This window comes from Leifsonia sp. NPDC056824 (assembly GCF_042789575.1).
GTDB lineage: Bacteria > Actinomycetota > Actinomycetes > Actinomycetales > Microbacteriaceae > Leifsonia.
Map to the genome: position 1 here is coordinate 496,063 of NZ_JBHUAV010000003.1, position 15,773 is coordinate 511,835.

The following is a 15,773-nucleotide window of genomic DNA, read 5'->3' on the forward strand; positions in this document are numbered from 1 at the left end:
CCGAGTGCGCGGCTCAGGCGCCCGTGACCCAGTGGCGGGTGACGGCTTGGACGTGGGCGCCGTCGAGGTCGGCGAGCTTGACGCCCGCGAACCGGCGCGCCGCTTCCGAGGTCTGCACGCGCGCGGGAGGCTCGGCCGCCGTCAGCGTCTCCACGATCACGTCGGCCACGCCCTCCGGGGTCTGCGCCGCGGCCGGGTCGAACGCGGCGGCGGTGCGGGCGAGGTAGGCGTTCAGCGCGCCCTCGTACGGCGTCCCCGCCACGGCCGGCGCCTCCTGAGCCTGCACGCTCGCGACGAACTCAGTCGTCACGGCGCCGGGCTCGATCACGCTCACGGCGACGCCGACGGTCGCGGCGACCGGGGTCAGCGATTCCATGAAGCCTTCGACGGCGAATTTCGCGGCGCAGTACGCCTCGTTGAACGGCTGGCCCACCACGCCGCCGACGCTGGAGACCGTGACGACGCGACCGCGGCTCTCCCTCAGCAGCGGCAGGGCGGCCTTGGTGACGGCGACGACGCCGAAGAAGTTGACCTCCATCACGGCGCGAACATCGTCGACGGACTCCAGCTCCACCGTCCCGAGATGCCCGGAACCGGCGTTGTTGAGGAGGGCGTCCAGGCGCCCGTAGGTCGAGCGGACGTGGTCGAGGCAGGCCTCGATGGAGGCGGGCGACGTCACATCCAGCGGCTGCAGGTCGAGCGTGACGCCGGCGGCGTCGGCCGCCGCCTGCAGCGCGGACGCCTTGCCGAGGTCGCGCATGGTCGCCACGACGGTGAACCCGTGGCGTGCGGCGGCGACCGCGGTCGCGAGGCCGATACCGGAGGACGTTCCGGAGATGAGCAGAATCGATTCGGTCACGGTTTCATCCTCCCACCCGGCGCAACTTGACACTGAGTGCCAAATAAAGGATTCTGTGCTGGCTGCCAACGTCGGCATGCGCCTGAAGCCTTGACACGATGGAGTGCCATGAAGTCGGTCCGCCGTCCCCTTGTAGCGGTATCCGCCGCGCTGGTCCTGGTCATCCTCCAGGCCGTCCTCGACCCGACCGGGCTGCTCGCGCTGGTCGGCTGGTCGGGGGCGCAGCCCTCCGCGACTGCTGGCGTCTGGCCGTTCGCTCCCTCCCTGGTCTTCCTCCCCGTCCTGCTCGGGATGACGTGGTGGACGGCGCTCCGCGCGGGCGAGCGGTACTGGACGCTGGTGGCCGGGGTCGTGCTGGCGGTTCTGCTCGCGCAGGCGGCGGCCGCCCTCGTGATGACGGGGAACCTCGCGGTCAGCGCGTGGGCGGCGGGCTACGTGACGGCGAAGGCAGTGGCCGCCGCCCTTCTCGTTGCGGCGTTCGCGCGATGGTTCGGCGGGCCGACCCGACGGGTCGTGCACCGCTGCGGACCGCCGTGGATCCCTGCCGCGCTCGTCGCGGCGGCCGCCCCGCTGCTGGCGGGCTTCTGGTGGACGAGTCCCGCCTACGCTCCTGGCGTCCCGGTGGCACGCCCCGACCACGGCCCGCTGTCGGTGATCGTCGCCGTGCTGTTGATCGCATTCGCCACGGTGCTGTGCCTGAATTGGATGCGACGGCGCGTCCCCGGCGTCCTGGGCGGCTGGCTCGCGGCGCTGGTCGCGGGCGGGATGGTCGGAGTCGTGCAGGCGGTCGTCGCGTTCGCGGTCGACGGCGGCCTGAACGGCGACCTGTGGCCGGGGATGGCGGCCTACGTGGCGATCGCCGACGGACTCTCGTTCGGGGCGTGCGTGGGCTGGGTGGCAGGAGTCGGCGCGCTCGTCGTGGAGCGCGTCCCCGTCGCGGGCCGCGTGCGCGTGGCGCGGGCGACGGCCGCGGCGATCGTCGTGATCGGCGTCGTGGTCGCGCTCGCTGTGCCATCGACTGCGCCGGCCTCCGCCGCCGGTGCGAGCTCGGGTGCGGCACCGGCCGGTTTCCTCCGTGCCTCCGGCCGGGTCATCACGGATGGCCGCGGCGACCAGGTGCTGCTGCGCGGCGTCAACGTGAACCAGCTCGTCGACTTCTACCAGCCGACGAAGGGCGTGCCGGCGACCCGCCCGCTCACGGAGGCCGACTTCGCGGGCATCGCGGCGCAGGGCTTCGACGTGGTGCGGCTGAACCTTTCCTGGTCCGCGCTCGAACCTCAGCGCGGGACGCTGTCGAGCAGCTATCTCCGCACGATCCGGCAGGCCGTCGGCTGGGCGCGCGAGCACGGCCTCTACATCGTGCTCGACATGCATCAGGACGGTTGGTGGAAGGGCGCGACGCCCACCGGGACGGACTGCCGGCCCGGCACCGACCCGATGTGGGGCTATGACGGCGCACCGGCCTGGGCGACCATCACGGACGGCGCGCCGCGCTGCCAGTTCACCGGACGCGACATCTCGCCGGCCGGCGACCGGGCGTTCCAGAACTTCTACTTCGACACCGATGGCGTGCAGTCGGCGCTCGTCGCCACCTGGGGGAAGCTGGCGGCCGCGTTCCGCGACGACCCGACGGTCGCAGGCTACGACCTCCTGAACGAGCCGGGGTTCGGCGAGACGGCGCCGGTCACCACGTCGTACCTACTCGGCCGGTTCTACGACCGGGCGATCGGGGCGATCCGCGCGGCCGGATCGCAGCAGCTCGTGGTCGTGGAGCCGAGCATCCTCTGGTCGGGGCTCGGCTTCGACAGCGGGCCGACGCCCGGTTTCACGTCCGACCGCAACATCGTGTTCTCACCGCACCTCTACGCGGAGTCGATCACGATGGACCGCTCGCTCGGCCTCCCGCCGATCGTCGGGCTGGACCGGCAGTTCACACTCGCCCAGCGGGTCGCCGACGAGTACGGGGCGCCGCTCTGGTCGGGGGAGTACGGCTACTGGGGCGACACCTCGGATGTGGACGCGCGCCTCGCCCGCTACGCGAAGGCCGAGGACGCGAACTGGCTCGGCAGCGCCTACTGGGTGTGGAAGCAGGCCTGCGGCGACCCGCAGAACGGCATCGGCAAGACCGGCGACGGTCTGATGGTGCAGGACTGCGCGACCGGAGGCGACGCCCCGCAGCGCGACGACCTCCTGCGCGTGCTCGGCCGCGCCTACCCGCGCTCGGCTCCCGGGACGGTGACGACGCTGACGGCGAACGGCGCGGACCTCCTGCTGGCCGGGGCGACGCAGAGCGCGAGCTGCGGGCTGGAGGTCTGGGTGCCGGGCACGGCGCGACCCCACCTGCACTCGACCGGGCTCACGAAGGTACAGATCACCGCCGCGCCGGGCGGCTGGCTGGTGAGCGGCTGCGCAACCGCCCGCTACACCCTCGACACGAACAGCTGAGGCGCTCACCGCTCCGGCAGCGTCACCCGTTCCCCGTCGCGGGTGAATCCGCGGGTCGCCTCGTCGTACGTCGTGTGCGACCGTTTCGGCGACGAGTCGGCCGGCGGCGGCACGTCGGCGTGTTCGAGCGCGCGCAGGACGAGCGTCTCCACGAGGTGGGACGCTGTGGTGTGGCGGTGCAGTGCGATCCGGACGAGCGCGGCGTACTCCGGCTCGCTCAGGTGCAGTTTGAGTGGGATGCCCCCAGGCACGGTGCCGGGGCCGAGGGCGGTCGGGCCGGTGGCGTTGGCTTCGCTCATGTGCGGATTGTGCCTCCTGCGGCACGGCCTTGGCTATTCCCGAGATTTTGTCCCCCGGGCGAGGGGGTGCAGCGTCTTGCCGCGCTCGTGACGGCTGGTGCATCATGCGGCCACACGGTTCGGGGAGGTGCCGGAAGGTAGAGGTGCGGCGTCCCGGCTGCGCTGCGGAGACGACTTTCGGGGGTGGGTCATGGACGAGGCGCATGACACGTTCGTGGCCGTCTTCCTGTACCCCGACGACTCGGCGGAGAGCGTCAGCAGGCGGCTCCCGATCGTCGGCGCAGGGCCTCCCGCGGTGATCCGGGCGGCGGCGGCGTTCGAGGGCGCCGCGGCGGTCGACGTGTTCCGCCTGGTGGACGCCAGCGCGTGGCCGGAGGCGGCGGCCTACCTCTACGAGGGGACCGTGCCGGGCACCGTGGCGGACGGCGACGGTGTCGAGCAGGTGACGACGCCGGATGACTGAGTGCGCCGGCGACTGAGTGCTACCGCGTGTACTCGTACACGACGGCCGACCAGTGGTTCTCCAGCTCGTCCCAGGCCGAGTCGTCCATGTACGCCAGCCGGAACTGCAGGTTGAGCACCGGCCCCAGCACCTCCAGCACGTCGGGCCGGAACGGCATCTCCGGAGGCAGCCCGATCCCGAAGCTGTGGATGACGCTGTCGTCGGCGGCGCGCAGCCAGACGCCCCAGCCGCGGTCGAGCGGCATCGCGACCACCCGGAAGACGTGCGAAGGCTCGTAGTCGGCGGGGAGCGCGTCCGGGAGGTCGGTCATGGGAACAAACTACACAGCGCAGCCGTACGACACTGCGATGCGGCTACGACGGCACCTGCGCCTTCGCCACCGCATCCGCCGCCACAGCGTCGACCTCCCGCGCCCGCCGCACCTCCGCGACCCCCGCGCAGAAGGCGGACAGCGCCGCAGCGATGAGCACCACCAGCGCGTCCACCAGCCGTACTGTGCTGAGCGCGGCGCCCGGGGTCGTCGCCAGGGCGACAAGCGCGACGATGGCCACCGCCCCCGCGAACCTGGCGAGCTCCCGCATCGACCGTCCCCGTGTCCCGTGCCGGCCTACATCGCGGCCGAGAGCTTCCGGATGAAAAGGGTCTGGGTGACGATGAGCCGCTCGATCTCGTCCGGGTCGACCGACTCGTCGGAGGCGTGGATACGCGACTGCTTCGTGTCCTCTGCACCCCACAGCAGGATCGCCGCCTCCGGCGACACCTTCTTCAGGGAGGCGACCAGCGGGATGGAGGCGCCGCTGCCGATCGACTCGACGTCGCGGCCGTAGGCCTCCCGCATCGCGTCCATCGCGGCCGGGATGGCGGGGTGGCTCTCGTCGACCCGGAACGCGTGACCGACCTTCACCTTCTCCACCTCGACCTCGCAGTTCCACGGCCGCTGCGACCGCAGGTGCGCCATCAGCGCGTCCAGCTGGGCGTCGCCGTCCGAACCCGGGATGATGCGCATCGACAGCTTCGCCGTCACCGACGGCAGCAGCACGTTCGACGCCTCGGCGGTGTTCGGGAGGTCCATCCCGAGCACCGTCACCGAGGGCTTCATCCAGATCCGGTCGGCCAAAGAGCCGGTGCCCAGGAAGGCGACACCGGGGAGGATGGCCGACCCTTCCCGGTACACCGGCTCGTCCATCGCAGCCCCGTCCCACCGTCCGGAGTCGACGCCGGGGATCACCGTGTCGCCGTTCTCGTCGTGCAGGGTGTCGAGGATGCGGATCATCGCCGTCATCGCGTCCGGCGCCGCGCCGCCGAACTCGCCCGAGTGGACGGGGTTGGCGAGCGTGCGCACGGTGACGGTGCACGCGACGTCGCCGCGCAGCGCGACGGTGAGGCCGGGGCGGCCGACCTCCTGGCCGCCGATGTCGGCGATGACCGCGGCGTCGCACGCGAACAGGGTGGGGTTGGCCTCCACGAAGGCCTCCAGGTGCGAGATGGTCTCCTCCTCGCCCTCCGAAAGCAGGATGACGCGGCAGGGGCGGTCGGCGCCGAGCAGCTTCAGCGTGGCGAAGTTGGCGACCAGGCCCGACTTGTCGTCGGCGGCGCCGCGGCCGTAGATGCGGCCGTTCTCCTTGCGGGTCGGCTCCCACGGCCGGCTGGACCAGCCCTGGCTCTCCGGCGCCGGCTGCACGTCGTAGTGCGCGTACAGCAGGACGGTGGGGGAGCCGTCGGGGCCGGGCAGGTCGGCGTACACGCAGGGGTAGCCTCCCGGCACGTCGAGCAGGCGGACGCCCTCCGCGCCCGCCGCCGCGAACATCTCGACCACCGCCTGGCCCATGCGGTGCACGGGCTCGGGGTCGAAGCCGGGGAAGGCGACGGACGGGATGCGCACGAGGGCGTCGAGCCGCTCGAGCACGTCGGGCATCAGCTCCTTCGCGGCTGCCGTCACGTCGGCTGCGGTGTCGGTCATGGTGTCTCCTCCGGGATGCGGCGGTCAGTGGATGACGAGCTGGATCAGGAGGCCGGAGGCCACGACGGCGACCCAGGACACCAGCATCGGGATGGTGAAGGAGTGCCAGATCGGCACCTGCGTCAGCTTGGTCGAGCCGGTGCGGTCGGTCTCCACCGACGCGATCTGCGAGCCGTTGGCCGGGAACAGCCAGACGCCGATCAGCGACGGCCACATCGCCGTGATGACCCCGGGGGCGAGCCCCGCGGTCAGCGCGATCGGGATGAGCGTGTTGGTGGTCGCCGACTGGCTGGTCGTCAGACCGCAGACGATGAACAGCGCGACGGCCAGCAGCAACGGGTTGGCCTGGATGAGCTCGCCGAGCGGCTTGATGATCGTCTCCTCGTTGGCGGAGATGAACGTGTCGGCCATCCAGGCGATGCCGAACAGCGCGACCGCGGCCACATAGCCCGCACGCAGCAGCGGCTGCTCGACCACCAGCGACGGCTTCACCCGGCGGACGAGGATGATGACGAGGGCGACGGTGAACATCACCATCTCGATCACGATCGCCATCGCGAGCGGCTGCGGTTTGTCTTCCGCGTCGGGGAAGGCCGGGCGCAGCGACGGGAACAGGCCGAGCAGCACCACGAGCAGCGTGCCGACGACGAAGATCCACGCCGCGGTCCGGCCTCCCGGTGGGACGGGGTGCTCGATGGCGGAGGCCTCCTCCTTCGAGAGCCGGCCGGCCCCGCGCGGCGGCTTGGTGGCGACAGCGGTGGGAGCGGCGCCGGGGGTGCCGGTCCCCTCCTCGCCCGCGGTCGCGGCGGCGGGCGCCGCCAGGCCGACCTGCTGCTCGTACCGGCGCTCCAGTGCGTCGGGGACCTCCGCCGTCCCGGCCTCCACGCGCTTCAGGAACACCGGGTCGCTGAGTAGCTCCTTGCCGACCCGCTGCTGCACGAACGAGGTCACGATGCAGGCCACGATCGCCGACGGGATGGTGATCGCCAGCACCTGCGGGAGGCCGAAGCCCTTCGACTCCATCAGCACCAGGTAGGCGGCCATCGCCGCGGACACCGGGCTCGCCGTGATCCCGAGGCCCGACGTGACGGTGGAGGCCGCGAGCGCCTTCTCCGGCCGCTGGCCGTTGCGGTACGCGGTCTCGTAGATGACCGGGATGAGCGCGAAGAAGATGTTCGACGTGCCGGAGAGGACGGTGAAGACGAACGCGACGAGCGGTGCCACGTAGGTGAGGCGCCTCGGGTTGCGCTGGATGATCTTCGACGCGATCGACACCAGGTAGTCGATGCCGCCGGCGGCCTGCATCGCACTCGACGCGGTGATGACGGCGATGATGATGAAGAAGGCGTCGATCGGTGGCGACCCGGGCGGCAGCCGGAAGACGAACACGAGGATCGCGGTGCCGACCACGCCCCACAGCCCCAGGCCGATCCCGCCGGTCCTGACCCCCAGCACGATGGCGCCGATGACGACGCACCCCTCGATGATGACCAAGGCGATTTCCATGATCGGCCTCCCCTGTGCCGTCTCCGCAGTGCCGTCTCCGCAGTGCCGTCTCCCCAGCGCCGGCTCCCCGTCCGGCCACAGGATGCATCACCCCGGCCGGGATGGGAATAGGGGAAAAAACCGGGTGTAGCCAGATGCATCCGGGCGGGGTTACATTCCGGTCGCCGGTAAGAGGGCCGGCACTAACGGGGGAGGACCGAAATGAGCAACTTCTGGAGTACCGTCTGGCTGTTCTTCTGGTGCTTCGCGTTCGTCGCCTACCTGTTCGCGCTGTTCGCGATCATCGGCGACCTGTTCCGCGATCAGAAGCTCAACGGCTGGTGGAAGGCGGTCTGGATCATCTTCCTGATCTTCGTGCCGTTCCTCACCGCGCTGGTCTACCTCATCGCCCGCGGCCGCGGCATGGCGGAGCGCAACATGAAGGAGGCCGTCGACACGCAGGCCGCGGTCGACGCGCACATCCGCGACGTCACCTCCACGACGAGCCCGGCGGACGAGATCGCCAAAGCGCAGGCCCTGCTGGACGCTGGCGCGATCACGCCGGACGAGTTCGCGCACCTGAAGGCGCGCGCGCTGGGCTAGCGCACACGGATCACCGGCTCCGGGCGCCGCGGCGGTTCAACCCCCCGCGCGCGGCGCCCGCGTCCGGACACCGCTGGGGAGTGTGATCGGAGGTCGCGGATGAGTTCGACAACGGGCGCCAAGCGCATGACGGTGCTTCAGGCGACCTACATCGGGGTCGGCTCGATGGTCGGGGCGGGGATCTTCGCCCTCCTGGGAGCGGCGGGCGCGGTCGCCGGCGCGGCGGTCTGGCTGTCGTTCCTGATCGCGGGGATCATCGCCTTCCTGCAGGGCTACTCGTTCGCGAAGCTCGGATCCAAGTACCCCTCCGGCGGCGGCATCCTCACGTTCCTGTCGAAAGGATTCGGGGAGGGGCACATCGCCGGGATCGGCGCGTGGCTGTTCTTCACCGCAGGGTCGATCGTGGTCGCGATGATCGCGTCGTCGTTCGGCAGCTACGCCAGCTCGGTCGTCGCGCACGACGATCCCTTCTGGGCGAAGGTGCTCGGCGTGCTGCTCATCCTGGTGATGAGCGGGCTCAACACCGTCGGCTCGACGGCGGTCGCGCGCGTGCAATCGGTCATCGTGAGCGTGGTGCTCGTCATCCTGGTGGTGTTCGCGGTGGTCACGATCGCGACCTGGAACCCGGCCCTCCTCGCGCCCTCCGGCTATCCGGGCTGGCAGCAGATCATCTCCAGCGTCGCCCTGACGTTCTTCGCGTTCCTCGGCTTCGGCGTCATCACGTTCACGGCGAAGGACCTCCCGAATCCGGCGCGCCAGCTGCCGCGAGCCATCTACTTCGCGCTGCTCATCGCCACGACGGTGTACGTCGCGGTGTCGCTCGGGGTGTTCGGCACACTCACCGCCGACGAGGTGGTGAAGTACGGGTCGACGGCGCTCGCCGAGGCCGCCAAGCCGGTGCTGGGACAGGCCGGGTATGTGCTCATGGTGGTGACGGCGCTGTTCTCGACGACCGGCGCGGTGAACGCCGGCCTCTACCCGTCCATCGGGATGACGCAGCACCTGGCGAGCGTCGGCCAGTTCCCGCCGTTCTTCGGCCGCAAGTGGGGACCGTTCCCGGCCGGGCTGGTCGTGATGGCGGTGCTGGCGATCCTGCTGGTGTCGTTCTTCAACCTCAACGCGATCGCCTCCATCGGCAGCGCGGTCGCCCTACTGGTGTTCTCGGCGGTGAGCATCGCCCACCTGCGCATCCGGCACGAGACCGGCGGCAACATCGTGGTGCTGGTGATCGGCCTGCTGGCCACGCTCGGGACGTTCGTGATCTTCAGCACGACCACGCTCGTGAACGAGCCCACGACGGCGTTCGCGCTGCTCGCGATCCTGGTGCTGGCGGTGGTGATCGACTTCGGGTGGAAGGCCGCGGCGCGCGGACGGAGGGCGCGGGCGGCCTGAAGCACCCGCCCGCCGCTCCCGCAGAAAGGAAGACGCGGCTGGATCTCCTTCCGAAGGGCGTTCAGCAGGAGATTGTCGGCGAGTTGCCCCCAATGGTCCTGCCGACGGGGAGTGCGGTGCGCGGCTGAGGGGGTGGCGCGCTCGTGGGAGTCGGGTAGCGCTCGTAGCGCGAGCCGATGCCGGACCCGTAGTGTTTTGGTGCGGGCGTCTTTGCCCGATCACCCAGGGCCACGACCCCGTCACTGTAGGAATAAGGAGCAACATGAGCTACGCCGTGACCAATCCCGCCACGGGCGAGACGGTCAAGACCTTCGACACCATCACCGACGCCGGTCTCGAGGCCGCGATCGCGTCGTCCGAGAACGCGTACCGCACCTGGTCGAAGACGACCACGGTCCAGGAGCGCGCCGCCCTGGTGCGCCGCGTCGGTGAGCTGCACGTCGAGCGTCGCCAGGAGCTGGCCGACATCATCGTGCGCGAGATGGGCAAGCCGGTGGAGCAGGCGCTCGGCGAGGTCGACTTCGCCGGGGCGATCTACGAGTACTACGCCGACCACGCGTCGGAGTTCCTGAAGGACGAGCCCATCCAGCTGCTCGACGGCGCCGGGTCCGCGGTCGTCCGCCGCTCGGCGCTGGGTGTGCTGCTCGGCGTCATGCCGTGGAACTTCCCGTACTACCAGGTCGCCCGTTTCGCCGGCCCGAACCTGATCATCGGCAACACCATCCTGCTCAAGCACGCCGAGCAGTGCCCGGAGTCGGCCGCCGCGATCGAGCGGATGTTCCTGGACGCGGGCTTCCCGGAGGGCGCCTACGTCAACATCTACGCGTCGCACGACCAGATCGAGACCGTCATCGCCGACCCGCGCGTGCAGGGCGTCTCGCTGACCGGCTCGGAGCGCGCGGGCGCCGCCGTCGCCGAGATCGCCGGCCGCAACCTCAAGAAGGTCGTGCTGGAGCTGGGCGGATCGGACCCGTTCATCCTGCTGTCGACCGACGACCTGGACGCGACCGTGCAGAACGCCGTCGACGCCCGTCTCGACAACAGCGGCCAGTCCTGCAACGCGGCCAAGCGCTTCGTGGTCGCGGACGAGCTGTACGACTCGTTCCTGGCGAAGTTCACCGCCAAGCTCGCCGAGGTGGAGGCCACCGACCCCACCAGCGAGTCCTCGGCGCTCGGCCCGCTCTCGTCGCTCCGCGCGGCGGAGGGCCTGGACGAGCAGGTGCAGCGCGCCGTCGCCAACGGCGCGACCCTGGTGCGCGGCGGCGGCCGCGACGGCGCGTTCTTCGAGACGACCGTGCTCACCGACGTCACCCCGGAGAACCCGGCCTCCAAGGAGGAGTTCTTCGGACCGGTCGCGCAGGTGTTCCGCGCGAAGGACGAGGCGGACGCCGTGCGCATCGCCAACGACACCCCGTTCGGCCTCGGCTCGTACCTCTACACGACCGACGAGGAGCAGGCCCTCCGGGTCGCCGACCAGATCGAGGCCGGCATGGTCTTCGTCAACGTCGTGCTCGCCGACGGCGCCGAGCTGCCCTTCGGCGGCGTGAAGCGCTCCGGTTCGGGCCGCGAGCTCGGCCGGTTCGGCGCCGACGAGTTCGTCAACAAGAAGCTCATCCGCATCGGCGGCTGAGTTCTGTCCACAGGAGGCCGGTCGCGACGCGCGGCCGGCCTCTTGTGTTGTGCAGGAGAAACGCGGCGGATCTCCTTCCGAACGGCTTTGGGAAGGAGAGTTCAGGCGCGTCGCTCGCGATTCTCCTGTGTGCGGGGTGGGCGGGCGAGGGGGACGGCGGGGTGGAACGTCCGGTCTTGACACTTCCTCACGATCGGCGGGACCCTTTCCCCGTGCAAGAGCTGCCGATCGTCTACTGCCGCGGGTATGCCGGCCCGACCAGTCAGATCGACTCCACGGTCAACGATCCCTTCTACGGCTTCAACGAGGGCGCCACCCACACCCGGGTCAACGGGGACGGCGACCCGATGTTCTACCAGTTCGAGGGGCCGTTGCTGCGGCTGCTGGGGGAGCGTGCCTACCAGGTGCTCGTGCGCGGCAGCCAGAAGGAGCTGCTCGCGACCGCCGCCCACGGCTCGCTGCCGCAGAAGTCGATCTGGATCCACCGCTTCTACGACGAGGCCGCCACCACCTACGCCGCGCCGACCCCGCGGTCGGGCAACCTGTTCGACCGGGCGATCACCTGGACGGAGGACCTGGTCCGCGAGCACACCAGCGCGCAGGGCTTCGACATCGAGCAGGCGGCACGCGAGCTGTACGACCTCGTGCTTCAGGTGCGCGAGAAGACCGGAGCGCCGAAAGTGTTCCTGGTCGCACACTCGATGGGCGGCCTGGTCGCCCGTTGCATGATGCAGAAGGTGTGCGAGGAGGACGGCCGCATCCCGGCGAAGGAGCTGGTCGCCAAGTTCTGCACGTACGCGACGCCGCACGGCGGGATCGTCTTCACCGGCGGCCTCCTCAACTGGCTGATGGAGACCTTCGGTCCGGCCGGGTCGGACATCTTCTCGCCGCCGAAGATGTACGGCTACCTGACGCCGGGGAAGAAGTTCGGGGACAAGCCGATCGGGGAGGCCTGGGACCCGCGGATCATCCCACCGGACGTGTTCGACCTCGACGACGTGTTCTGCATCATCGGCACCGACCAGAACGACTACAACCTGGCGAAGCTCGGCGTCGGGCCGCGCAGCGACGGGCTGGTGCTCATCGAGAACGCCTACGTGAAGGGCGCGCACCGGGCCTTCGTCTACAAGTCGCACTCGGGACCGTACGGGGAGGTCAACTCCGAGGAGGGTTACCAGAACCTGTCGCGCTTCCTGTTCGGCCACTGGTCGGTGCAGGTGGAGCTGAGCAAGCTTCCGCCCGCCTCGGCCATCGCCGCGCATCCCGACGTCGCCTGGCAGGCCGACCTCCAGCTCGCCATCCGCGGACTGTCGGTGCTGATCACCGAGCAGAAGGCCGTGCACTACAACCCGGTGCAGCTCAACGCCGAGATCGCGCAGCACGCGCCCGGCGCGGTGGGCGACGACTCGGTGGACGCGCCGATCCCGCTGGTGGGGACGTTCCTGTTCTCGAAGGAGCCGCCGACCGACCTCCCGCCGACGCACGTCACGCCAGGGGTGGGCGACGACCCGACGCCGGCGGTCGCGCCGGCGCAGAGCGCGCCGCCCGCGCCTGCGCAGCCGCGTCAGGGCTGGTGGCACCGCTTCGCGGAGTCGTTCGCCGCGGGGGAGGAGGAGCAGGAGCGGGAGGCGCCGTCGCTCGAGCCGGTGAACGTCGCGCTCGACAACCCGCTCGACCCGACGCTGCCCGCAGTGGCCGCCGCGGCGGTCGCGTCGGTGTCCCACGACCTCGCGGCGGACGCGGCCGCGGCCGCGACCCCGGCGGGCGCGCAGCCGGCCTCCGACTACGCCCGCCTCAGCGAGGATCTCTCCCGCTACGCCCTCACCCTGCGCGTCTACCAGGTCATCACCCGCAACGGCGTCTTCGACTTCTCCAGCAACCTGGAGCAGGTCGGCGACTGGCAGGACGTGCTCATCGTCGACATCGGCCGTGCGGCGGACGGCCGTTTCGGCGCCTGGACGGGCTGGAACAGCGCCGTCCCCGGGGCGATCAACCAGCTCGGGCAGATGGCGGACGAGCTCGTGCTCACCCCCGACCCGCAGGACCGCAACGTCATCCACGCGGTGCTCGACCTCCCACCCGCCGCCCGCGCCCTGCCGGTCTTCGGTCCGGCGGCGCAGCTCGCGTTCACCATCGTCAACCGGGACGCGTGAGGGCGGCGCGGCCCGAAAACATACCGTGCGCCCCGGACTGGGGTGGTCCGAGCCGTCCGATCCGGTCTCGCGGACCATTAGTGTTCATCCGTGACTTCGACCCGACGTTGGGTGACCGCGGCCTCCAGTGCCCTCACCGCCTCGCTGATATTGACCGCACTGTCCGCCACGGGCGCCGCCTCGGCCGCGCCCGTGCCGGCGACGACCGTACCGACCGTGGCCGCGAAGGCCACGCCCGCCTCCGGTCCGCTGACCGTGAACGGGTCCGTGCCGCACGGCTCGCACGCGGTCTCCCTGAAGGGCACCCTGCGGGTGACCACCGTCCAGCCCGTCGTCACGAAGACCGGCGCGCAGGTGAAGACCGCGCACACTGGCACGAGCTACGCCGTCGTGACGGGCTCCGGCACGACCGTCCCCGTCAGCGGGAAGGTGCCGGCCGGCGCGGCGACAGGTGCGGCCTTCGACGGGACGGTGGCCGTCCCGTCCGGCACGGCGACCGCCGCACCGCTCACGGCGCGCGACGGGAGCGTGAAGCCGCTCCCGATCGCGAACGCCACGATCACCCCCGCCATCGTCGCCGGCCCGAACACGCACAGCATCGACATCGTGATCGTCAACCCCACGGGCGCAGGCATCCGGCCGATCGATCCCACGACCTACTCGACGGCGAACCTGGACACGATCGCGAGCACGGTGGGGACGTTCTGGACGAACCAGTCGCACCGCGGGACCGACCCCTCGACTCAGCTGGCCTTCCCGAACACCGCGACGGTGACGACGATCACCTCCCCGCAGGGGTGCGCCCAGGACATCGACACGTTCTGGGATCAGGCGGCCGTCGCGCTCGGCTACACCTCCGCCCAGGACTACCTGAACCGGCCGCCGGCCGGCAGCGCCCACCACCTGGTCGTGCTGCTGCCCTCCGACTGCCAGAACCAGTACACGGCCGTCAGCACGATCGGCGACGGCCTCGGCTCCAGCGGCCTCATCGAGGAGACCCTCGGCCTCAACGTCGACACCCAGTTCCTCGCGAACGGCATCGGCGTCAACATCGGTGTCGGCTCCTCCGACCTCGACTACTGCGGGCTGACCCGCGGACCGAACTGCGTCCGGTTCTACGGGGGCGACATGTACGACGTGATGGGGACGGCCGATCCCATGCACGACGTCCTGAGCGACCTGAACTCGGCGACGCGCGACGCCCTCGGCTGGACGCCGCACACCGAGACCACCTACGCGCTCGCCCCCGGCGAGACCACGCACACCTGGCACGCCGTGCCGGTCAACGACGTGTCGGCCCAGGGCGACTACGCGCGGGTCGTCGACCCGGGGACGCAGCAGGTGTACTTCGTGGAGGACCGGGCGACGTACTACCGCGGTGTCCAGACGGCGATGGACGACACGAACCTGTACCCGATCTGGGTCTCCCCGGGCATCCGGTTGCTCACGGACAACGCGTACAGCGGCTCCGTCGTCGTCACCGAGCCCGACCCGGGCGGCGGGAAGTTCAACGACGCGACAGCGCCGTGGGCGACGGGTCAGCCCATCCACAACGCCACGGGGACCATCTCCGTCACCTACGTCAGCACCTGGAGCGCGGGCAGCCCCGCGACGGTCGACATCACGATCACCGCGCCGCACCCGCGCCTGCACGACTACTCCGGCGACGGGCACCCGGATGTGCTCGCCCGCAACACCGCCGGCGCGCTGCTGGAGTACCGGGGCGACGGCGCCGCGGGCTGGCTGACCCCGGCCGCAGTGCAGGTCGGAAGCGGCTGGAACGGCATGACCGCAATGGTCGCGCCGGGCGACTTCGACGGCGACGGCCATCCCGACGTGCTCGCGCGGGACACGACCGGCACCCTGTGGCTGTACCCGGGCAACGGCTCGGGAGGCTGGGGTGCGCGCCGCCTCGTCGGCACCGGCTGGAACTCGATCGTGCGCATCGTCTCGGTCGGCGACTTCAACGGGGACGGGACCGCCGACATCGTCGCGACCGACACCGCCGGCCGGCTCCTGCTCTACCCGGGCAACGGCCACGGCGGCTGGCTGTCGGCCAGCGTCATCGGCACCGGCTGGGCGGGCATGGTCTCCCTCGTCGGCATCGGCGACTTCAACACGGACGGCAAGTCAGACCTGGTGGCCGAGGACGGTGCAGGCCGGCTCTGGCTGTACCCGCACACCCCGACCGGCTGGCAGCCCACGATCCAGATCGGCACCGGCTGGGGGATCATGAACCAGCTCCTGGCGGTGGGCGACGTCGACGGCGACGGCACGGACGACCTCGTCGCGCGCGACACCTCCGGCAACCTCTGGCTCTACGCCGGCGACGGGGGCACGGGCTTCTGGCCGCGCGTCCGCATCGGCACCGGCTGGGGCGGAATGACCTGGATGGGCTGACGCCCAAGCCCCGCCCAAGCCCCGCCGAGGGGCACGTAAACGCCCCTAAAACGCACTTTTAGGGGCGTTTACGTGCCCCTCGGC

13 protein-coding genes are annotated in these 15,773 nt (G+C 70.8%); 7 read left to right on the forward strand and 6 right to left on the reverse strand.

What is annotated here, in order from left to right; genetic code table 11:
• Positions 1–13 precede the first annotated feature (13 nt).
• A complete protein-coding gene (locus ACFRFH_RS15185; protein WP_382463826.1) occupies positions 14–859 on the reverse strand; it encodes an SDR family NAD(P)-dependent oxidoreductase in 846 nt (281 codons plus the stop codon).
• A 108-nt stretch (positions 860–967) separates the two neighbouring features.
• Between ACFRFH_RS15185 and ACFRFH_RS15190 the strand changes: the two genes are divergently transcribed.
• Entirely contained in the window at positions 968–3,304 is a 2,337-nt protein-coding gene (locus ACFRFH_RS15190) for a glycoside hydrolase family 5 protein (protein ID WP_382463827.1), read from the forward strand.
• Between the two features lie 5 nt (positions 3,305–3,309).
• On the opposite strand, the gene ACFRFH_RS15195 is transcribed toward ACFRFH_RS15190, so the two are convergent.
• Positions 3,310–3,603 carry a hypothetical protein gene (locus ACFRFH_RS15195; protein ID WP_382463828.1) on the reverse strand — a complete coding sequence of 98 codons (294 nt, stop codon included), beginning with the start codon at positions 3,601–3,603 and terminating at the stop codon, positions 3,310–3,312.
• Positions 3,604–3,793: 190 nt separating this feature from the next.
• Here ACFRFH_RS15195 and ACFRFH_RS15200 point away from each other — a divergent pair, with 190 nt between their 5' ends.
• On the forward strand, positions 3,794–4,066 hold the full coding sequence (locus ACFRFH_RS15200; protein ID WP_382463829.1) for a hypothetical protein: 273 nt from the start codon (positions 3,794–3,796) through the stop codon (positions 4,064–4,066).
• A 19-nt stretch (positions 4,067–4,085) separates the two neighbouring features.
• Here the strand turns inward: ACFRFH_RS15200 and ACFRFH_RS15205 are convergent, their stop codons facing one another.
• The 4 genes from ACFRFH_RS15205 to ACFRFH_RS15220 are packed head-to-tail and all read right to left on the reverse strand — an operon-like array spanning position 4,086 to position 7,532.
• Positions 4,086–4,376 carry a hypothetical protein gene (locus ACFRFH_RS15205; protein WP_382463830.1) on the reverse strand — a complete coding sequence of 97 codons (291 nt, stop codon included), beginning with the start codon at positions 4,374–4,376 and terminating at the stop codon, positions 4,086–4,088.
• A gap of 43 nt (positions 4,377–4,419) precedes the next feature.
• The gene (locus ACFRFH_RS15210; protein ID WP_382463831.1) at positions 4,420–4,647 is read right to left on the reverse strand and encodes a hypothetical protein; all 228 of its coding nucleotides are present in this window, start codon (positions 4,645–4,647) and stop codon (positions 4,420–4,422) included.
• 26 nt (positions 4,648–4,673) lie between these two features.
• Positions 4,674–6,026, reverse strand: coding sequence for a M20/M25/M40 family metallo-hydrolase (locus tag ACFRFH_RS15215; protein ID WP_382463832.1), 1,353 nt, complete (start codon positions 6,024–6,026; stop codon positions 4,674–4,676).
• A gap of 24 nt (positions 6,027–6,050) precedes the next feature.
• Positions 6,051–7,532, reverse strand: coding sequence for an anaerobic C4-dicarboxylate transporter family protein (locus tag ACFRFH_RS15220; RefSeq protein ID WP_382463833.1), 1,482 nt, complete (start codon positions 7,530–7,532; stop codon positions 6,051–6,053).
• A gap of 201 nt (positions 7,533–7,733) precedes the next feature.
• Here ACFRFH_RS15220 and ACFRFH_RS15225 point away from each other — a divergent pair, with 201 nt between their 5' ends.
• The 5 genes from ACFRFH_RS15225 to ACFRFH_RS15245 all read left to right on the forward strand — a co-directional run bounded on the left by ACFRFH_RS15225 (position 7,734) and on the right by ACFRFH_RS15245 (position 15,689).
• Positions 7,734–8,114 (forward strand): SHOCT domain-containing protein, encoded by a 381-nt coding sequence (locus tag ACFRFH_RS15225; RefSeq protein ID WP_382463834.1) that lies wholly within the window; start codon positions 7,734–7,736, stop codon positions 8,112–8,114.
• A gap of 99 nt (positions 8,115–8,213) precedes the next feature.
• Complete coding sequence (locus ACFRFH_RS15230; protein WP_382463835.1) at positions 8,214–9,506, forward strand: APC family permease; 1,293 nt, start codon at positions 8,214–8,216, stop codon at positions 9,504–9,506.
• A 262-nt stretch (positions 9,507–9,768) separates the two neighbouring features.
• Entirely contained in the window at positions 9,769–11,136 is a 1,368-nt protein-coding gene (locus ACFRFH_RS15235) for an NAD-dependent succinate-semialdehyde dehydrogenase (RefSeq protein WP_382463836.1), read from the forward strand.
• A 212-nt stretch (positions 11,137–11,348) separates the two neighbouring features.
• Positions 11,349–13,289 (forward strand): esterase/lipase family protein, encoded by a 1,941-nt coding sequence (locus ACFRFH_RS15240; protein WP_382463837.1) that lies wholly within the window; start codon positions 11,349–11,351, stop codon positions 13,287–13,289.
• A 90-nt stretch (positions 13,290–13,379) separates the two neighbouring features.
• Complete coding sequence (locus ACFRFH_RS15245) at positions 13,380–15,689, forward strand: FG-GAP-like repeat-containing protein (protein WP_382463838.1); 2,310 nt, start codon at positions 13,380–13,382, stop codon at positions 15,687–15,689.
• Positions 15,690–15,773: the final 84 nt, after the last annotated feature.